The following is an 18,693-nucleotide window of genomic DNA, read 5'->3' as shown; positions in this document are numbered from 1 at the left end:
GCCCACCGCCCGCCCCCACCGAGCCCCATGCACGCCGAAACCCCATTCTTCCCGCAGCCCGCCCGCCTGCGCCACCGGCTGCTGTGGCTGCTGCCCCTGGCCCTGCTGTGCGCCTGCGCCACGGTGGTGGACGAAGCCGAGCGCCTGGCCCAGGACGGCCGCTACGAGGAGGCCCTGGCCCTGCTGGACGGCGAGCTCGCGGGCCGCCCCGCCGACCCGGCCCTGCGCACCGCGCACGAGCGCCAGCGCGAGCGCGTGGTGATGCAACTGGCCGCCCAGGCCGAACTGGCGCTGGGCATGGCCCGGCAGGACGAAGCCGCCGCGCTGCTGGCACGCGCCCAGCGCCTGCTGCCGCGGCACCCGCGTGTGCTCGCCCTGGCCGAGGCCGTGGCCCAGGCCCAGGCAGCGCAGCAGCGCCTGGCGGCCTTGCCGGCGCCGCAGGCCGTTGCGGGCGCGGCGGCCGCCCCCGGCGCCTCCCAACTGGGCCCGGCCTTCCAGAAGACCGTGAACCTGGAGTTCCGCGATGCCACGCTGCGCCAGGTCTTCGAGGCCCTGGCGCGCAGCAGCGGCGTGAATTTCGTCTTCGACAAGGACGTGCGCAGCGACACGCGCATCACCGTCTTCCTGCGCCAGCTCAGCCTGGACGAGGCCATGCGCGTCATCCTGGCCACGCAGCAGCTCGACCGCAAGCTGCTGAACGCGCAGACCGTGCTGGTCTACCCGAACACGGCGGCCAAGCAGCGTGAGCACCAGGAGCTCATCACGCGCAGCCTCTACCTCGTGAATGCCGACGTGAAGCAGGCCCAGGCCCTGGTGCGCACCATGACCAAGACGCGCGACCTGCACGTGGACGAGCGCCTGAACGCGCTGGTGGTGCGCGACACGCCCGAGGTGGTGGACCAGATCGAGCGCCTGCTGGCCACCATCGACCTCGCTGAGCCCGAGGTGATGCTGGCGGTGGAGGTGCTGGAGGTCTCGGCCGACCGGCTCGACGAGCTGGGCCTGAACTGGCCCACCACGCTGAGCCTGGGCGTGCCGGGCGGCGGGGCCACGGTGCCGCTGAGCACGCCGCTGGGGGGCACGGGCTTCCGCGGGCTGGTCGCCAACCCGGCGCTGGCCGCCACCCTGCGCAGCGCCAGCGGCAGCGCGCGGCTGCTGGCCAACCCCACCATCCGCGCGCGCAACCGCGAGAAGGCCAAGGTGCAGATCGGCGAGCGGCTGCCGGTGTTCACCACCGCGGCCGTCGCCAACGCGGGCGTCTCTGCCAGCGTGAGCTACCTCGACGTCGGCCTGAAGCTGGACGTCGAGCCCAGCGTGCAGCTCGATGGCGAAGTGACCATCAAGGTGGCGCTGGAGGTCAGCAACCTGCTGCGCGAGGTGGACGGGCCTGCGGGCTCCGCGGCCAAAGCCTACGAGGTGGGCACGCGCATCACCACCACCTCGCTGCGCCTGAAGGACGGCCAGACGCAGGTGCTGGCCGGGCTGATCAACGACCAGGACCGGCAGAACGTGGTGGGCCTGCCCGGCGTCTCGCGCATGCCGCTGCTGGGCGCGCTGTTCGGCGTGCAGCGCGATCAACGCTCCAAGTCCGAGATCGTCATGCTCATCACGCCGCGCATCGTGCGCAACCTGCAGGCGCCCACCGGGGCCGCGGCCACGCAGCCTTCGGGCACGGAGAGCCAGCCGGGGGCCGCCCCGCTGCGCCTGGCGGAACAGGCCCGGGCCGGCGTGGGCGGGGGCCGCGGCGCTGCACGCGCCGCCACCACGCAGAACGCGCCCGATGCCGCGCCCGCCGCGCTGGTGCTGGCCGCCAGCGAGCGCGCCGCAGTGGGCGGCACGCTGTCGGTGACGCTGCACAACCGCAGCGGCCAGGTGGCACGCGGCGAGCTGGTCTACGACGCCAACCAGCTGCAGGGCACCAGCGCCGCGCCCGGGGCGGCGCCGGGCCGCCTGCCCTTCTCGATGGCGCCGCAGAGCGAGGCCGCCTTCGTGCTGCGGGTGCTGCCGGCCGCCGCCGGGCAGCGCGTGGTGGTGCAGGCCCAGGCCGATGCGCCGGTGGCGGGCGAGGCGGTCACCCAGATCGACACCGAAGGCACCGCACGGTGAAGCCCGGGCCCGCACGGAAGCAGCCGCCCGGCCCTGCACGCAGCCGGGGCTTCACGCTCATCGAGATGATCGTGGTGCTGGCCTTATTGGGGGTGCTGGTGATGGCCGCGCAGCCGCTGCAGGAACTGGCGCTGCGCCGCGCGCAGGAAGCCGCCTTGCGGCAGGCGCTGCGCGAGATCCGCGGCGCCATCGACGAGCACCGCAGCGCCGTGCTGCAGCGCCGCGTGGCCGCCGGCCCCGGGGGCACGCCCTACCCGCCCAACCTGCAGAGCCTGGTGCAGGGCGTGCCGGTGCTCGACGCGCAGGGCCAGCCCAGCAGCGCGCAGCGGCTGTACCTGTTGCGCCGCCTGCCGCGCGACCCCTTCGCCGACCCCGCGCTGCCCGCGCACGAGAGCTGGGGCCTGCGCGCCAGCACCAGCCCGCCCGACGCCCCCCAGCCTGGCGCCGATGTCTTCGACGTGTACTCGCGCAGCGCCCTGGCCGCGCTGGATGGCAGCCGCTATGCGCAGTGGTGAAGCCAGGCCCGCCCGCGCGCACCGGCGCGGCTTCACGCTGATCGAGCTGATCGTCGTGATGGCCATCGTCGCGCTGCTCGTGAGCATTGCCGCGCCGCGCTACTTCAACAGCGTGGAGCGTGCGCGCGAGACGACGCTGCGCAGTTCGCTGGCCACGCTGCGCGACGCCATCGACCGCTATGCCGCCGACCGCGGCCGCTACCCCGGCAGCCTGCAGGAATTGGTGGACGCACGCTACCTGCGCAGCGTGCCGGAAGACCCGCTCACCGGGCGCAAGGACGGCTGGGTGCTGGTGGCGCCGCCGCCCGACGCGGTGCTCACGGGGCCGGTGGCCGACGTGCGCAGCGGTGCCGCCGGCCGCTCGCGCGATGGAGGGCTGTATGCCGAGTGGTGAACGCGGCTTCAGCTACCTGCTGCTGCTCTTCGTGCTGGCTGCGATGGGCGCCGGGCTGGCAGCCGTTGGCCAGCACTGGAGCCTGGCGCAGCAGCGCGAGCAGGAAGCCGAGCTGCTGTTCCGCGGGCGCGAATTCAGCCAGGCCCTGGGCGCCTACCGCGACCACACGCCGCCGGGGCAGCCCGGCGCGCCCGCCACGCTGGCCGAGCTGCTGGAAGACCCGCGCCAAGCCGCGCCCGCGCACCACCTGCGGCGGCTGTACACCGACCCCTTCACGGGCCGGGCCGACTGGGTGCTGCAACGCGACAGCGCCGGCCGCATCGTGGCCCTGCACAGCCGCAGCGCCAGGCCGGCCCTGCGCAGGCTGCCCGCGGCCGCGCTGCGCGAAGGCGCGGCGGGCCGCCTGCAGACCGTGGGCGACTGGGTCTTCGTGCCCGCCGGCCCTGCCGCGCCGCCCCCGGCCTCTCGGCCATCGCCGCCATCACCGCCATCTCCGCCATCACCGCCATCACCGCTGCCAAGGGCACCTCGATGAACACCACGCCCACGCCTTCCGAAGCGATCCTCAAACCTGCGCAGCTGCCGCCCGATGACGAGAGGGCGTCCTCGGGCGCGCACCTGTCTGCTCGCGACAGCGAAGCCCTGGTGCGGCTGGTGGAGACCGCGCCCGCGGTGCTGCGGCGTTCGCAGTTCTTCGTCTGGAGCCAGGGGTCGCTGAGCGCCCTGCTGCCGCACCAGGTGCTGGTGTGCGGCGCCTACTCGCGGGCGCAGCGGCGCCTGTGCTTCACGGCCTTCCAGAGCGTGGTGCTGCCGCCACCGGCCCTGCAGGCCCTGACCGACAACGAAGGCAGCCTGCTGGAGGCCGTGAGCGCGGCCTGGGTGCGCGGCGGCGCGCGCGCACTGGCGCTGGACCCCGAACGCCTGCCGGCCGCTGCCCAGGGTGCCGCAGCCAGCGTGACGCAGGTGCTGGGCAAGAACCCATGGCTGCTGCACGGGGTGGCGCGCCCGCAGCGGCCCATGGAGCTGGAGAGCCTTTTCCTGCTGCTGGGCGCGCCGGCCTCTGCCGCACGCGCCGGCGAAAGCCTGCTGCACCTGGAGCGCCTGATGCCCTACCTGCACGCCACCTGGCGCAACGTGGAGATCAACGAGATCCTGAGCAAGCGCGGCAGCCCCGAGGCGGTGATGCAGCCCGACATCGCAGCCGCCGCCCCGGCGGCCAGCCAGCCGCTGACCGAGCGCGAGCGCCAGATCCTGCGCTGTGCGCGGGAGGGGCAGAGCAACCAGGAGATCGGCCTGAACCTCGGCATCAGCGCGCTGACGGTGAAAAACCACATCCAGAAGATCCTGCGCAAGCTCAGCGCGAGCAACCGCGCCCACGCGGTGGCCATGGCGATGTCGCGCGGCCTGCTCTGAGCGCGGCGGGGCACGGCCCGGGCCTCAATCCGGCTGCAGGATGCCCAGGCTGATGGCGCGCGCCACGGCGTGCGCGCGGCTGGAGGTGCCCAGGCGGCGCAGGATGTTCTGCACGTGGTTCTTCACGGTCCAGGGGCTGCACGACAGCACGCTGGCGATCTCGTCGTTGGTCTTGCCGAGCTTGACCAGCGACAGGATCTCCTGCTGCCGCTGCGTGACCAGGCCGTCAGCGGCGGGGCGCGCTGCGGGCGCCGCACCGCGCTCGTGGTGCAGCACACGCATGTAGGCCTGGTGGAGGTGCGGCACCACCAGTTCCACGCCGTGCTGCAGCCGGGCGTCGAGCGCATGCGTGAGGCGGCCGAAGGCGTAGCAGCCTGCAGGCCCGCCGTCCGTCGCCGGCAACAGGCGGGCGGCGAGGTTCTTCAGCTCGTTGTGCCGCACCAGCCGCGCCAGGGGCCCTGGGTCGACGAAGGGCTCGCCGGCGCGCCCGGCAGCCCCGGGCTCTTCTGATCCTTCGCAGAACAGCACCTCGTGCGCCCACCGCGGCGAGCCCATCAGCACGCGAACCAGGCCACCGGCCTCGGCGGCCAGGGCGTGCAGCTGCGCGGGGCCGAAGTAGCGGCTGGCGCTGAAGTGCTGCAGTTCCAGCCGTGCACCCGCAGCGCCCCGCACGCCGCACAGCAGCACCTCGTGGGGCACCAGCCCTTGCACCGGGCCCTGCAGCCAGCTGAAGAACTGCTGCCGGGTATCGACGCGCAGCGCGCCTTCCACCACCTCTGAAAACTGGTGGCGGCGCAGGTCGTTGAGTCGCAGGTCCGGCATGGCACCGAGCCTAGGGGCGCGCTGTGACAGACCTCTCGATACCCCGGTCCCTGCGTGTTCCAAACGGCACAAGGCCGGGGGGCCCGGGCCATCAGTTCGGCAGGCCGGGGCCGATATCCCGGGGCATCGGGCGCGCACAGGCGCTCGCTCCGAACGCGCCCCATGTCATTGCCCGAAGGCACACTCGGCGGCCATGCCGCAGCCCTTGTCCCCACACGCCGCCGGCCCGCGGCGCGGCCCGCCATGGCGCTGAGCGCCGGCCTGATCGCCCTGGCTTGCCTGGCCGGCTGCGGCGGGGGCGGGGGCGGCGGCGGTGCTGGCGCTGAAACACGGGCCGCCAGCGTGGGCGCAGCCACGCCAGTCACCGTGGCCGCCGCGAATGCCAGCCCGGCCGCAACGCCCCCGCCAGGCAGTGACACCGGCCCGCCACCGGCGGCCAGTGTCGAGCCGAACACGCTGAGCTTCGCCTTCACGCTCGACCGTGCCCGCACCACCAGCGCCGGCATCTTCGCTGCCGACGGCCGCCTGCTGCGCACCCTGTGGCGCGGCGAACGCCTGGAAGCCGGGCGCCACACGCGCCAGTGGGACCTTCGCCAGGACGACGGGCAGATCGCCAGCGCCGCCGAGGTCTCGGTGCGCGTGGTGCACCACGATGTCCGCTACGTGTGGCAGGGCGTGGTGGGCAACAGCACGGCCGCCCCGGGCCAGGTGCCGCAGCGTTCCTTCCAGCCGCCGGCCAGCCTGGCCGCCGACGGCGAGCAGCTGCACATCGCGCTGGGCTACAACGAGGCCCAGTCCTCGCTGAGCGGGCTGCGCACCAGCGAGCCCCAGCGCGTGCAGGCCGCCGTCAGGCACACCGACCCGTTCACCGGCATCGGCCTCGTGGCCAGCGACGGCCAGGCCCTGTACCTGGCGCAGACCGGCGGCATCAGCAAGGCCGGTTTCGTGTTCGCGCGCCGCCTGGCCGACGGGCAGATGCTGAACTTCCCGCAGGGCCAGGCCCTGTGCCTGAACGCCTGGGCCGGCACCCAGCGCTGCTACCCCGACCAGACCTACCCCAGCGTGATCGCCCACCGCCCCGAAGGCCAGGCCCTGCCCACCGGGCTGGCCGTGCAGCGGCAGGGCCGCCTGCTGGCGGTGGCCTACGCGGCCGAGCAGCGCGTGCGGGTGTACGACAAGCTCAGCGGCGCCCTGCTCTCCGAGTGGCGCGCACCGCTGGCGCCCGAGGGGCGCAACCAGCTGGCCATGGGCGCGGACGGCGACCTCTGGCTGACCGGCGCCAACGAGGTGCTGCGCTACACCGACATCGCCGGCACCCCGCGCGAAGTGGGGCGCTTCGGCGGGCTGGACCAACCCCTGGCGCTGGCCGCCGACCCCGCCGATGCGGCGCGCCTCTGGGTGGCCGAAGGCGGTGCCGCCCAGGCGGTGCGTCGCCTCGACCTGCGCACCGGCCAGGCCGACCGCAGCCTCGGCCGGCGCGGGGGCCTGGCAGGCCAGGCCGAGGCCACGCCCGACCGCCTGTGCTTCACGGCCGCCGCGGGCACCGCGCACAGCGCCCTGGCCGTAGACGGCCAGGGCCACGTCTGGGTGGCCGACACCTGCAACAACCGGCTGCAGCGCTTCAGCCCCGAAGGCGCGGTGGTGGCTTCCGTGGCCTGGCTGCCGGCCTCCTACACCGCGGCCGTGGACACCGCCCGGCCGCAGCGCGTCTTCGCCAACTTCCTGGAGTTCGAGGTCGCGGCCCAGCCTGCTTCCGACGGCCGCCCGGCCTGGCGGCTGGTGCACAACTGGTTGCCGGCGCTGCCTGCCTCGCTGCGCGACGAGCATGCGGCCAACCTGCACTGGGGCGGCTTCACGGCCGTGCACACCCTTTCCAACGGGCGCAGCTACGCGCAGATGAACGTGAGGGGCGTGGCCTGGTTGGTGGAGTTGGGCAGCGACGGGCGCGTCCGCCCGCTGCAGACGCTGCAGCCCGCCAGCGCCACGCGCACTGCCGAGGTGATGCAAGGCAACGGCGACCTGCACTGGGCCGTGGACGATGGCGACCGGCAGCACGTCATGCGCCGCCGCCTGGAAGGCCACGGCAGCGACGGCTCGCCGCGCTGGGCCGCCAGCGGCACGGTGCTGGCCTCGCTGCCGCGCAGCAGCGGCGCGCCCTTCCACCGCATGGGCACCTACACTGGCGTGATGGGTCCCCGCTGGCCGCTGACCGACACGGGCCTGGTCATCAGCTTCGACCCCGGCGTGAGCGGCAACGAAGGCTTCCACCTGGGCGCCGCCGGCGTCGGCAGCGGCACCTGGGCCTGGCAGGCCAGCCCCAGCGGCCCGCTGGACGGCAAGGGCAGCTTCCAGACCCGGGCCAGCGACAGCAACATCCACTACGGCGGCAACGTCGCCATGGTCAGCGGGCGCCAGGTGGTCTACGGCTACCACGGCGAGTTCTACACCGATCTGGGCAACGGCCGCGTCGGCCAGGCCAACCAGTTCATGCACTTCCTGGACAACGGGCTCTTCGTGGGCCAGTTCGGGCGGCCCAGCACCCAGGGCGACAGCCAGCCCGTGCCCGGGCTCAGCGGCAATGCCTTCAGCCCCTGGCTCGTGCGGCACGAAGGGCGCAGCTTCCTGTATCACAACGACGAATCGTCCTGGGGCGGCGTGCACCGCTGGGAAATCCTGGGCCTGGAGGAGATGGGCGAGCTGCGCGCCAGCGGCGTGCGCGGCACGCAGATCGAACTGCGCTGAGCGCGCCGGCCCGCCCCCGCGCGTGGCGCGCACTTCAGCGCTTCGTGACGGCTTGATGACAAGAGCGGCTTTCGCGACGAAATTTCCGGCTTCAGGCCTGGGCAGCGCGGCCGATAGTTCCGGGCAAGGAAAGCCGCGGCGACGGTTCGAGCCGCCCGGCAGCACCACCCCCTTCTCGGAGTTCCCATGTCCACCACATCAGCCTCCTGGCACAACGGCCCGGGCGAACTCTTCCGCTACCACGGCCTCTGGGCACCGGGCATACGCCTGTTCCGCCAGCTGCGCTTCAGGACCAAGGCGCTGCTGATCTCGGCCGTGCTGCTCTTGCCGGCGCTGGTGCTGGGCACGGCCTACCTGGCCGAGAAGCAGGCGCAGGTGGAGTTCTCTCAGAAAGAACGCGTTGGCGTGGCGGCCATGCAGCAGTTCGTGCCGGTGCTGCTGGGGGTGCTGGAGACGCGCAACGCCACGCGCGCGATGCTCGGCGGCTTCGACGTCAGCCAGGACTACAGCGCCGCGCGCGGCCGGGTGGACCAGGCCCTCACGGCCATGGAAGCCCACCTCCAGAGCACCGGCGACCCGCTGGTGCTGTCGCCCCGCGTCGAAGCCATGCGCAGCGCCTGGGTGGCCACCGCCAGCAGCAAGAACGGCGCCGACGACAAGGGCCGTACCGTCTTCGGCCCGGTGACCGAGGCCTCGCTGAAGGTGCTGCAAGGCATCACCGACGAATCGAACCTGGTGCTCGACCCCGACCTCGATTCGCTCTACACCATCATGGCGGTGTTCGTGAACCTGCCCAAGACCAGCGAAGACCTGGGCCAGCTGTGGGGCTGGGGCACCTACGCGCTGGCCAAGGCGGGCCTGGACAGCCCCGAGCAGTACAAGCGCCATGCCGTGTGGAGCGCACGCACCGCCAGCGGCATCCAGGATGCGAAGGAGGCCCTCGAACGCGCCTTCGCCGCCAACCCGTCACTGAAGGAGAAGATCGACCTCAGCGGGCTGGACAAGGCGCTGAAGTTCCACGCCACGGCCGACGTCACCGAGATGATGAAGATCTCGATGGAGCCGGCCGAGGTCTACAAGGCCGGCCACGAAGCCGTGAAGGCCTACTTCACGGTCTTCGATTCGGCCCTGCCCGCCATCGACGGCCTGCTGGCGACCCGCGTGGCGGCCCTGGAGACGGGGCGCAATGCACGCTTCGTGATCACGGTCACCGCGCTGCTGCTCGGCGCCTACCTGTTCGTGTGCTTCGCCCGCGTGATGGACGGTGGCCTGGAAGAGGTGGCGCGCCACCTCGACCGCATGGCCGACGGCGACCTGACACAGTCGCCCCGCCCCTGGGGCAAGGACGAAGCCGCCCACCTGATGCTGGCCCTGGCGCGCACGCAGGACTCGATGCGCCGCATCGTGCACGAGGTGCGCAGCGCATCCGACGGCATCGTTCACGCCAGCACCGAGATCGCCTCGGGCTCGCTGGACCTGTCCACGCGCACCGAACGCACGGCGGCCGAGCTGCAGCAGACCGCGGCCTCGCTGGAACAGATCAACGCCACGCTGGAGAACACGGCCTCGAACACCCAGCGCGCCACCGCGCTGGCCTCGGACAACGCCAACGCCGCCGACCGTGGCGGCCGCGTGATCGGCGACGCCGTCACGACGATGGCGCAGATCAACGCCGCCTCCAAGCGCATCGGCGACATCATCGGCACCATCGACGGCATCGCCTTCCAGACCAACATCCTGGCACTGAACGCTGCGGTGGAAGCCGCCCGCGCCGGCGAGCAGGGCCGCGGTTTCGCGGTGGTGGCCAGCGAGGTGCGCAGCCTCGCGCAGCGCAGTGCCACCGCGGCGCGCGAGATCAAGTCGCTCATCACCGACACGGTGGAGAAGGTGAACGCCGGCACAGGGGTGGTCGAGAACGCCGGGCGCGAGATGCAGACCGTGGTGGGCGGCGTCGGCGTGATCGGCGCGCTGATCGGCGACATCGCCACGGCCGCTTCGCAGCAGGGCGAGGGCGTGCGGCAGGTCAGCAAGTCGGTCACCGACCTCGACCAGATGACGCAGCAGAACGCCGCGCTCGTGGAGCAGACCGCCGCCGCCTCGGCCTCGCTGCAGCAGCAGGCTCAAGACCTGGCCAAGGCGGTGTCGCGCTTCAAGCTGGCAGAAGACACATCCCCCGCCCTCAGCTGAGGGCCGGGCGCGCCCTGCCGGTCAGGGCACCTGCTCGGCCGCCTGCACGGTGCCCGGGGCGGGCTCGCGCAGGCCACGGCCCGCCAGGTCGAACAGCTCGGCTTCCAGCGCGTCCATCACCGCCACACGGCCCAGCCGCGTGAGCGCCAGGCGGCGGGCCACTTCGCCCAGCCGCAGGCGCTCGGCATCGTCGTCGCACAGGGACTGGATGGCCATTGCGAAGGCCTGCGCCGATTCGGGCTGCACGCATTGGCCGGCGTGCTGCACCAGCGTGGCGATTTCGCTGTCGGCGTCGACGCCGGCCACGATGGCCCGGCCACTGGCCAGCATGCCGCCCAGCTTGGACGGCAAGACAAGGTCGGCCGCCTCGCGCAACTGGGGCAGCAGGTGCACATCAGCCAGCGCCAGCAAGGCGCCCAGCTCGTGCGCGGGCCGCAGGTCGATGAAACGCAACTGGGGCAGGCCGCGGCCGGCTTCCTCCAGCGCGGGCCGCATCTCGCCTTGCCCGCACAGCAGGAAGACGATGTCGTCGCGATGGCGCAGCAGTTCCGCCGCCTGCACCAGCGTGTGCAGGCCCTGCTTGCGGTTCATGGTCCCGGAGAACAGGGCCACCTTCTGGCCGGGTGCGATGCCCAGTTGGCGGCGCAGGGCCGCCGCCGCCGCGGTCTGCCGGGCGGAGTCCAGCGCTTCCAGGTCGACCCAGTTGGGCAGCAGGCTGCTGCGGGCCAGGCCCACGCCCTTGCAGGCCAGGTGGCGCAGCATGCGGCGGGAGATCGTCGACACGCGGTCGAAGCTGCCCAGCAGCGCGCGCTCGCCCAGGCCGCACAACTGGCGCAGCAGCTGGCCGCGCAGCAGGCCGAGCCTGAAGGCCGCGTCGAATTCCAGGTCCTGCACGTGCAGCCAGGCCTTGCTGCCGCACAGCCGCGCGGTCAGCCAGGCCACCGGGGCGCTGAGCGTGGCCGGCGCCACGGTCCACACCACGTCGGGCCGCCAGCGCCAGCCCGTCCACAACATCACCGGCAGGCTGCTGAGCGCGAAACTGGCCTGGTAGAGCAGGCGCTGCGCGCCGCCGGGCCGCCGCGGCACCCAGGTCGGGCAGCGCACCACGGTGAGCCCGGGCTGGCTGCGATCGACGCTGTAGCGCCAGGCGCTGTGGCCGGCGTGCACCGACCAGGCCGGGTAGTGCGGCGGCGCACACACGACCGTGAGTTCGTGGCCGCGCGCGGCCAGGCTTTCTGCCATCTCGCCCGAGTACTTGCCGATGCCCGTGAGCTCGGGGCTGTAGTTCAGGCTCAGCAGCAGCAGCCGCTGCCCTTGCGGCGCCGTTCCCGAGGCGTGGGCGTGGCGCGGGGGCTCGGTACGGGCGGTCGATTCCATGGCCGCAAGGTTGCGGCGTGGCGGTGACCCCGCCATGTCGGCCGGCCCGGCCGACCTAGTCCGTTCAGGCCCTGGGCTTGGCAGCGCCCTGGCCACGCCAGCGCCGCCACCAGGGCAGCCGGGCGGGCCGCAAGGCCGGCGGCTTGGGAGCCAGCACCGACCCGACCAGGTTGAAGGGCGCGAGCAAGGCGGCAGCCTCCTCCAGGTCGGCGAGGGCCGTGCCGTGCTCTTCGGCCACCAGCAAGGTGGTGTCGGCCAGCGGCAGCAGGGCCATCGCGTCGGCCGTGTCCAGCAGCGGCGGCATGTCGATGATGACCATGCGGTCGGGGTAGCGCTGCTTGATCTCCTGGCCCAGGCGCTGCATCGCGCGCGTGGCCAGCAGCTCGGCCGAGGCGGGGCCGCCCCGGCGGCCGCCCGGCAGCACCACCAGGCGCGGCACGCCGGGGTTCACCAGCAGGGCGTCCAGGGGCGTGCCTTCGCCCAGGTGTTCGCCCAGGCCCGGCGCATCACCCAGCCCCAGCAGGCTCTGCAGGCCACCGCCGGACAGGTCGGCGTCCACCAGCAGCACCGTGCGGTCGAGTTCCGCAGCCATGGCCAGTGCCAGGTTCAGCGCCGTCAGCGACTTGCCCGCAATGGCGCGCGGGCTGGTCACGGCCAGCAGGCTGTGGCCGTCGGCCTGCAGGCGCTGCAGCAGCTGGCTGCGCAGGCGCTTGAAGACCTCGGCGAGTTCGGAGCGGTCGGCACGCACCACGCCGGGCAGGCGCTGCAGGCGCTCCACGCAGCCGGCCAGCACCCGCGTCTGGGTGTAGTGGATGCTCAAGGTGCCGCCGGCGGGTGCTTCGGGCTGCATGTCGCCGCGGGCGGGCGCGGGCTCGGGCCGCAGCACCACGGGTTCCACGGGGCGTAGGGGGGCGTTCACGGTGTCAGAGTCCCACGCGGCGCAGCAGGCCGTAGCCGGCCACGTCCAGCGGCATCACGAGGTGGTGGAAGCTGGCCGCGGCCGCCGACAGCAGCAGGGCCAGCAACAGCAGGCCGCCAAGCACGATGCGCGCACGCCGCTGGGCCGACACCGGCTGCGCCTGCGCCGGCAGCACCGCCAGCACCGGCACCTGCAGCACGCGCACGAGGTCGCGTGCGCCGCTCACGGTCTGGTCCAGCGCCTCGCGCAAGTAGACGGCCAGCACCGCGCCCACCAGCGCCAGCACCGCGCCCATGGCCATGATGAGCTGGCGATTGGGGCGGTGGGGGCGTTCGGGGTAGATGGGCGGCTCGATGACGGTGAAGCGCTCGGCCTTGCGGCTGCGCTCCAGCTGCTCGGCCACCTGCGCCTGCATGCTCTTGTCGCGCAGGTCGCGGAAGCGGGCCCGCGAGGTGTCGAGGTCGCGCACCAGCTCGAGGTACTGGCGCTCGATGTCGGGCGACTGCGACACGCGCGCGGCCATCTCGGCCTGGCGCTTCTGCAGCTCGCCGCGCTCGGCCCGCAGCATCTGCAGCTGCGAACCCGTGGTCTCCAGCTGCGCCCGCAGCGAGAGGTACAGCGGGTTGTCGGGCCGCGAAGGCGAGGCAGCGCCCGCAGTGGCGTCGCCGCGCACCAGCAGCTCCAGGGTCTGCAGCGTGCGCTGCAGGCGTTGCACGTCCGGGTGTTGCTCGGCATAACGCTGCCGCAGCTGGGCCAGTTCTTCCTTCAGCCGGCGCAGCTCGCGTTCGCGGTCGGCGCCGCCGGGCTGCGGGCCGGCCTGGGCCTGCAGGGTGGCGATCTCGCGGCGCAGCCGGCGCACGTCGGGGTGGTTCTCGCTGTACTGGGCCTGGGCCTGGGCCAGTTGAAGCTGCAGCACACGCAGCCGGTCGTCGGGCTCGAGCACCGGCGCGCCGCCGCCCGCCAGCGGGGCCTGGGGCCGGGTTTCGCTGAGCTGGGCCTGCAGCTGCAGCTGGCGGTCGGCCATGAAGGCGATCTCGCGGTCGACACGCTGGAGTTCCAGCTCGGCGCGCTCGTTGGCCATCAGGTTGGACAAGGCGAGGTCGGGCGTGCGGCCCTGGTGCCTTTGCTTGAAGTCGGCGAGTTGCTGCTCCACCTGCCCGATGTGGGTGCTGACCCGGGACAGCTCTTCCTCCAGGAACGAAGTGGTCTCGGCGGCCTTTTCCTGGCGGTTCTTGATGTTCTCGTTGAGGAAGAGCGTGGTCAGTTCGTTGGCGATCTTCTGGGCGCTGGCGGCTTCTTCGCTGTCGTAGGACAGCGTGAAGGCGATGGTGGCGCGCACCGGCGCGCCGGTTCGGCGGTCGGTGACCTCGGCGCTCACGGGCGTGAGCTTGATGTCGCGCCGCATGCGGTCGAGGATCTCTTCGCTGGTGGAGCGCTGGCGGGCCTGGGCGTAGAGCCCGTGGCGCTCGGCCAGGCCCAGCAGCGTGGCGCGCGTCATCACCTGCTGGCTGATCACCTGGATGCGTTCGTCGGCATAACTCGTCACCGTGGAGCGCACCAGCTCCTGCGGGATCTCCTGCTCCTTGATGAGGATGGTGGCCGTGGAGCGGTACACCGCGGGCAGCAGCAACGCGATGGCCGCGCTCAGGGCCAGCAGCAGCACGAGCACGCCGACCAAGAGCCCGCGGCGGCGGCGCAACACCCGCAGGTGGTCGGACAGGCGCCGACCTTCGTCGGCGGCCGGGTTCCACGCGGCGGTGGCGTCTTCGCTGAGGGCTGGCATGGGGCGGGGGCGCAAGACGCGCGGCTCAGGGCAGACCCAGCACTGTGCTGCGCAGATATTGCAAACTGATGGAAAACGCCTGCGAGCGGGCCCCGGAACCGGGGGTGGCCCCGTCGAAGCGGCGCCACTGCGCCTGCAGGGTCAGCGTCCAGGGCTCGCCGAGCCGCCAGCTGCTGTCCAGGGCCAGGCTTTGCAGCCGCGCCCGGCCCAAGCCCGCACCGGCGCCCGGCAGCGCGGCCTGTGTGCTCGAATGCGCCAGCACCAAGGCCGAGCGCCAGGCCTCCGAGGCGGTGTACTCGGCGCTGAAGCTGCCGCGGTCTTCGCGGTCGACACCGGCCGGGCCGGGCGTCAGCGCGCGCGAGGCCGTGGCTGAAAACCCGAGCTGCGGGCTCCAGAGCCAGCGCCCGCCGGCGCTGTACTGGCCTTCGCGCCGCTGCAGGCGCACGGCCTCCTGCGTGGGCACCGGCGCCACGATGCCAGCCTGGCAGAACTGCACCGGCAACGGGCAGGCCAGCCCGAAGCGCGTGGCCTGCTGCTCGGTGCGCGATTGCGCCACCGAAAGGCTGAAGGACAGGCGCTCGCTGACCGCGTGGCTCAGGCCCAGGCGCAGGCTGTCGATGGCGGTGCGCGGGGCCGCCGGGCCCTGCAGCGCCTGCACGGTGTGCCCGAGGCTCAGGCTGAGCGTGCTGCGCTCGTCCCACTCCCAGCGGCCCGCCAGGCTCAGCCCGTTCAGGCGGTAGCCCGGAGCCGCTGCCACGGCCGGGGTGTCCACGCCGGCATAACGCGTGCGGCCCTGGCTCCAGCCCAGCTCGCTGCGCAGGCGTTCGTGCCAGGCGCAGGCCCAGTCGAGCGCCGCTTCCTGCACGGTCTGCACGGTCTGCGCATTGCGGCCCAGCGCGGCCTCGGCAGCGCTGGGCTCGGCCGCCTGCAGCGGCTGCTCACGCCGCCAGGTCAGGCTGCCCCCGGCGCTGTGGCGCTCACCCTGCAGGCGCTGCCGCAATGAGAAACGGCCCTGGGCGTTGTCATCCGCGTTGCTGACGCCGTCCGCCCAGCGCCGGCCCAGCGTGAGCGCGGCCTCGGCCTCGGTCTCGGCCGCCTCGGTGCGCCGCTGCAGGCTGGCGCGGCCCAGCCACTGCAACAGGCTTTCGGCGCTGCGGGCGGTGCCCGGCGCGGCCAGCCCCGGGTTGTTGTCGGTCTGAAGGCGCGCCTGGGCGCTGCTCTCGGCCGCCCAGCCCTGGGCCCAGGCCGCCACCGGCGCGATGGCCAACACCACCCAGCCGCACCGCGCGGGCAGCTGCCTGCAGCGCTTCACGGCACCAGCACCACGTCTCCGCTGCGCAAGAGGATGTTCTGCGCCAGGCCCTGGCCCTTGCGCAACTGGCGGTAATCGAAGGGGATGGAGAGCTGGCGCGCACCTTCGCGGCGGATGATGCGGATCTCGCTTTCGTCGGCGAAGGGCGTCATGCCGCCGGCCAGGCTGAGCGCCTGCAGCACATCCAGCGTGCGCCCGACGGCGAACTCGCCGGGCCGGTTGACGCGGCCCGTGACGTACACGCGGTAGCTCGCCACCCGCACCACCGAAACAGTGACCTCGGCGTCGGGCACGAAGCGGCGCAGGCGCGTGGCGATTTCCTCGCGCACCTGCGCCGCCGTCAGGCCGGCCACCGGCAACTCGCCCACCAGCGGGAAGGAGATGCCACCGTCGGGCCGCACGAGCACGGTGGACTTCAAGCTGTCGTCCTTCCACACCGCGATCTCCAGGCCGTCTTCGGGGCCGATGCGATAGGCCGGGTCGCGCGCCTCGGCGGCACGCGCGGGGTCGGCGCCCGGCGCGGGGCTGGCAGCCTGCGCGGCAGCCCGCGCCTCGGCCGGTGTGGTGCCCCAGGGCAAGGCCATGGCCGTGGGCGCAGGAGCCGCAGGCACGGGTTCGGCCGGGGGGCTGCGGAACAAGACCCCCAGGTCCACGGTGCCGCAACCCGTCAGCAGCACGGCGGCCAGCAGCCCCGCGGCAGCCGCGCCCAGACGCTGCCACGCGCCGGCCTTCCAGGGCAGCCCATCGGGCCTGCAAGGCGAGTGCGCCAAGGCGTCACTCACGCGCGGCCCGCGGCACGAACTTTTCACTGTCGGTCTTGTCACGGTAGGCCTGGACCAGGTTGAACATCTGCACATCGCCCAGGCCGAGCAGGGGCTCGCGCTGCTTCAGCGCATCCAGCACACCCTTGCCCTGCCAGCGCGCCAGCAGCTCGGCGCCCAGCTTCACGAGGCGGTCGTTCTTCTCGCTGCACTCGGTGACCAGCCGCACCTGCTGGCCGAAGCGCTGCTGCCATTCGTCGCGCGCGCCGGTCTGCGCCTGCAGGGCCGCGGCCAAGCGCGCCAGCTCGGTGTCCTTGGCGGCCAGGGCGGCGGCGGCTTCCTGCCGCTGCGCCAACGCGGCCTGCTCCAGCGCTTCGACGCGCTGCTGCAGGCCGGCCTTCTCGGTCTCCAGCAGCCGCGCGCGCTCGAGCGCGGCCTTCTCCGCCGCACCCGCACGCGCCACGGCACGTGCGCGTTCACCGGCCTGCTTCTCGGCCTGCTCGCGCTCTTGCTGCAGGCGGGCCTTCTCGGCCTCGGCCTGGCTCACCTGCTGCTGCAGCTGCTGGAGCTGCATCTGCTGGCGCCGGGCCGCGCGCTCGGCGGCGCGGTCGTCCTGCGCCTGCGCGGGCAGCGCCGCCAGCAAGCTGGCCAGCAGGCACGCAACGGGGCCCCAGGCCGGGGTGGAGGGTGTGGGCTTCATGGGGTGGCTCGCAGGGAGATGGGGCACAGGGGCTGCGCTCAGAAGCGCATGAGCAGGTCGAGCTGCAAGGTGTCCTGGCTGAGCGGTGCGCCGCTGAGCGCATCTGCGCCCAGCCAGCGCAGCGTGAGGCTGCTGTGGCGGCCCAGGCCGTAGCTGCCGCCCAGCGAGTAGCCCTTCAGGTCGGTGCCGCCGCCGCGCAGGTCGCTGTCGGTGAAGGCGTCGAGCACGGCATCGCGCTCCACGCGCTTGTAGGCCAGGAAGACCTGCCACTTGCCCGCGGCGTCGATCTCGACATCGCCCAGCGACAGCCGCAGCTGGTAGCCCAGCGTCTGTGCATCGACCCGTGTGCCCAGGCGCGCCGAGACCTCGTTGGCATCGAAGCCGACGTTGCGCGCGATCTCGGCGCTCAGGCCCAGGCGCTTGTCGCCGAAGCTGCGCAGGTCGAGGTTGCCGGTCAGCGCCACGATGCGGTAGTCAGCCGCCAGGGCCAGCAGCGGCCGCGCGGGGTCGGACGAGATGTTGAAGTAGGTGTTGCCCTTCTGCGCGAAGGCCGGGGCGCTGCTGTCCTGCAGGCTGGAGCCTGCACTGTTCGCCCGCCCCTTGATGTTGGCGTAGTGGTAGTAGGCCAGGGCCACGCGGCCCGACAACAAGCCGCTGCCCGGCCACTGCACGCCGGCCTGCAGCCCGTAGAGCCACTTGTCGCCGGCCAGTTCCAATTCCTGCACGGGCATGGCCGCCGCGGTCACGAAGCCGCGGCCGAAGCGGCCGAGGTCCGGGGTCCATTGCCAGGCCGCGCCGTCGAAGGACAGGTCGTTGGCCCAGACCAGGTCGGTGGACACCCAGGGGTTGCCGAAGCGGCCCATCACCACGTTCATGCTCGGGCTGGCGCGCCAGCGGATGAAGGCGCGGTCGAAGGTGGCGGTGTAGCGGTTGCCGTAGGTGCCCAGCGTCTGGTTGGCCGACAAGGGGTCGGTGGCGCTGCCCGTGCTCAGGCGGATGCCGCCGCTCCACTGCGCGTCGGCGGTGATGGTGGCGCCCAGGCGCGCGCGCACGCGCAGGCGCTGCCTGTCGACGGTGGTGTTAGCCAGGGTCACCGCACGCGTGCGGTTGGTCTCGGTCACGCTCAGCGCCGGCGCGTTGCCGTCGTCGAACTCGTCTTGCTGGAAGCGCGTGCGCAGGTCGCCTTCGAGGCGGATGCCGCGCACCCAGGCCGGCACGCTGTTGGGGCCGGCCCAGCCGTCGCGCGAGGCCTGCAGCGCCAGCTCGCCTCGCAATTCTTCCTTGAGCTGCTGGCGCACGAACTCGGGGATGTAGGGCACACGCACCGCAGCCGGGGCGGCCACCGCCGCGGGCGCCGGGGCGCCGCTGGCCGCTGGGCTGGCCGGGGCCGCCGCAGGCGCGGCTGCCGGTGCATCCAGGTCCTTCAGCAACAACTCGGCGCGGGCACGTGTCAACAGGCCCTGTTCCACCAGCTGCTCGATGAGCCGCTGCGTCGCGGCACGCACCCGGTCGATGTCGGCGCCGGGCGTCGTGGCCTGCGCCATCACCAGCGGCGGCAGGCCCACCAGCGCGATGGCGAGCCAGGTACGCAGCTTGCCCAGCGGCAAGGGGGTCGGGCTGGAGGTGGCTGGCGTCATGCGGCGGTCTCTGGGAAATCGGTTC

The 18,693-nt window shown here is 73.1% G+C and carries 15 protein-coding genes; 7 read left to right on the top strand and 8 right to left on the bottom strand.

The window, feature by feature from the left end:
• Nucleotides 1-27: 27 nt before the first annotated feature.
• From EOE66_RS13240 to EOE66_RS13220, 5 genes are read left to right on the top strand one after another with little or no spacing between them, the layout of a single operon-like run.
• Nucleotides 28-2,106, top strand: coding sequence for a secretin GspD/PilQ domain-containing protein (locus EOE66_RS13240; RefSeq protein WP_128229193.1), 2,079 nt, complete (start codon nucleotides 28-30; stop codon nucleotides 2,104-2,106).
• A complete protein-coding gene (locus tag EOE66_RS13235; RefSeq protein WP_245479030.1) occupies nucleotides 2,103-2,621 on the top strand; it encodes a type II secretion system protein in 519 nt (172 codons plus the stop codon). The genes EOE66_RS13240 and EOE66_RS13235 overlap by 4 nt, the downstream gene beginning before the upstream one ends.
• Nucleotides 2,608-3,015 carry a type II secretion system protein gene (locus EOE66_RS13230; RefSeq protein ID WP_128229191.1) on the top strand — a complete coding sequence of 136 codons (408 nt, stop codon included), beginning with the start codon at nucleotides 2,608-2,610 and terminating at the stop codon, nucleotides 3,013-3,015. Before EOE66_RS13235 ends, EOE66_RS13230 begins: the two co-directional genes overlap by 14 nt.
• Entirely contained in the window at nucleotides 3,002-3,550 is a 549-nt protein-coding gene (locus EOE66_RS13225; RefSeq protein WP_128229189.1) for a type II secretion system protein, read from the top strand. The genes EOE66_RS13230 and EOE66_RS13225 overlap by 14 nt, the downstream gene beginning before the upstream one ends.
• Nucleotides 3,547-4,428 (top strand): helix-turn-helix transcriptional regulator, encoded by an 882-nt coding sequence (locus EOE66_RS13220; RefSeq protein ID WP_128229188.1) that lies wholly within the window; start codon nucleotides 3,547-3,549, stop codon nucleotides 4,426-4,428. Before EOE66_RS13225 ends, EOE66_RS13220 begins: the two co-directional genes overlap by 4 nt.
• 24 nt (nucleotides 4,429-4,452) lie before the next feature.
• On the opposite strand, the gene epsA is transcribed toward EOE66_RS13220, so the two are convergent.
• The gene (gene epsA, locus EOE66_RS13215) at nucleotides 4,453-5,250 is read right to left on the bottom strand and encodes an XrtB/PEP-CTERM-associated transcriptional regulator EpsA (protein ID WP_128229187.1); all 798 of its coding nucleotides are present in this window, start codon (nucleotides 5,248-5,250) and stop codon (nucleotides 4,453-4,455) included.
• Nucleotides 5,251-5,412: 162 nt separating this feature from the next.
• Between epsA and EOE66_RS13210 the strand changes: the two genes are divergently transcribed.
• Complete coding sequence (locus EOE66_RS13210) at nucleotides 5,413-7,992, top strand: hypothetical protein (protein WP_128229185.1); 2,580 nt, start codon at nucleotides 5,413-5,415, stop codon at nucleotides 7,990-7,992.
• Between the two features lie 186 nt (nucleotides 7,993-8,178).
• Nucleotides 8,179-10,179 carry a methyl-accepting chemotaxis protein gene (locus EOE66_RS13205; protein WP_245479029.1) on the top strand — a complete coding sequence of 667 codons (2,001 nt, stop codon included), beginning with the start codon at nucleotides 8,179-8,181 and terminating at the stop codon, nucleotides 10,177-10,179.
• Nucleotides 10,180-10,200: 21 nt separating this feature from the next.
• On the opposite strand, the gene EOE66_RS13200 is transcribed toward EOE66_RS13205, so the two are convergent.
• The 7 genes from EOE66_RS13200 to EOE66_RS13170 all read right to left on the bottom strand — a co-directional run bounded on the left by EOE66_RS13200 (nucleotide 10,201) and on the right by EOE66_RS13170 (nucleotide 18,668).
• Nucleotides 10,201-11,556 (bottom strand): WcaI family glycosyltransferase, encoded by a 1,356-nt coding sequence (locus EOE66_RS13200; protein ID WP_128229183.1) that lies wholly within the window; start codon nucleotides 11,554-11,556, stop codon nucleotides 10,201-10,203.
• A gap of 64 nt (nucleotides 11,557-11,620) precedes the next feature.
• Nucleotides 11,621-12,475, bottom strand: a complete 855-nt coding sequence (locus tag EOE66_RS13195; RefSeq protein ID WP_128229182.1) for a P-loop NTPase family protein — start codon at nucleotides 12,473-12,475, stop codon at nucleotides 11,621-11,623.
• Nucleotides 12,476-12,479: 4 nt separating this feature from the next.
• Nucleotides 12,480-14,258, bottom strand: a complete 1,779-nt coding sequence (locus EOE66_RS13190) for a GNVR domain-containing protein (RefSeq protein ID WP_128229180.1) — start codon at nucleotides 14,256-14,258, stop codon at nucleotides 12,480-12,482.
• 25 nt (nucleotides 14,259-14,283) lie between these two features.
• On the bottom strand, nucleotides 14,284-15,570 hold the full coding sequence (locus EOE66_RS13185; protein WP_128229179.1) for a hypothetical protein: 1,287 nt from the start codon (nucleotides 15,568-15,570) through the stop codon (nucleotides 14,284-14,286).
• Nucleotides 15,567-16,340, bottom strand: a complete 774-nt coding sequence (locus EOE66_RS13180; protein ID WP_164885100.1) for a polysaccharide biosynthesis/export family protein — start codon at nucleotides 16,338-16,340, stop codon at nucleotides 15,567-15,569. The genes EOE66_RS13185 and EOE66_RS13180 overlap by 4 nt, the downstream gene beginning before the upstream one ends.
• Nucleotides 16,341-16,344: 4 nt before the next feature.
• Entirely contained in the window at nucleotides 16,345-17,031 is a 687-nt protein-coding gene (locus EOE66_RS13175) for a hypothetical protein (RefSeq protein ID WP_128229176.1), read from the bottom strand.
• A gap of 38 nt (nucleotides 17,032-17,069) precedes the next feature.
• Nucleotides 17,070-18,668, bottom strand: coding sequence for a putative porin (locus EOE66_RS13170; RefSeq protein ID WP_164885099.1), 1,599 nt, complete (start codon nucleotides 18,666-18,668; stop codon nucleotides 17,070-17,072).
• Nucleotides 18,669-18,693 lie beyond the last annotated feature (25 nt).

The organism is Rubrivivax rivuli, from assembly GCF_004016505.1.
Lineage (GTDB): Bacteria > Pseudomonadota > Gammaproteobacteria > Burkholderiales > Burkholderiaceae_C > Rubrivivax > Rubrivivax rivuli.
This window is presented reverse-complemented; position numbering and strand designations above follow the sequence as displayed.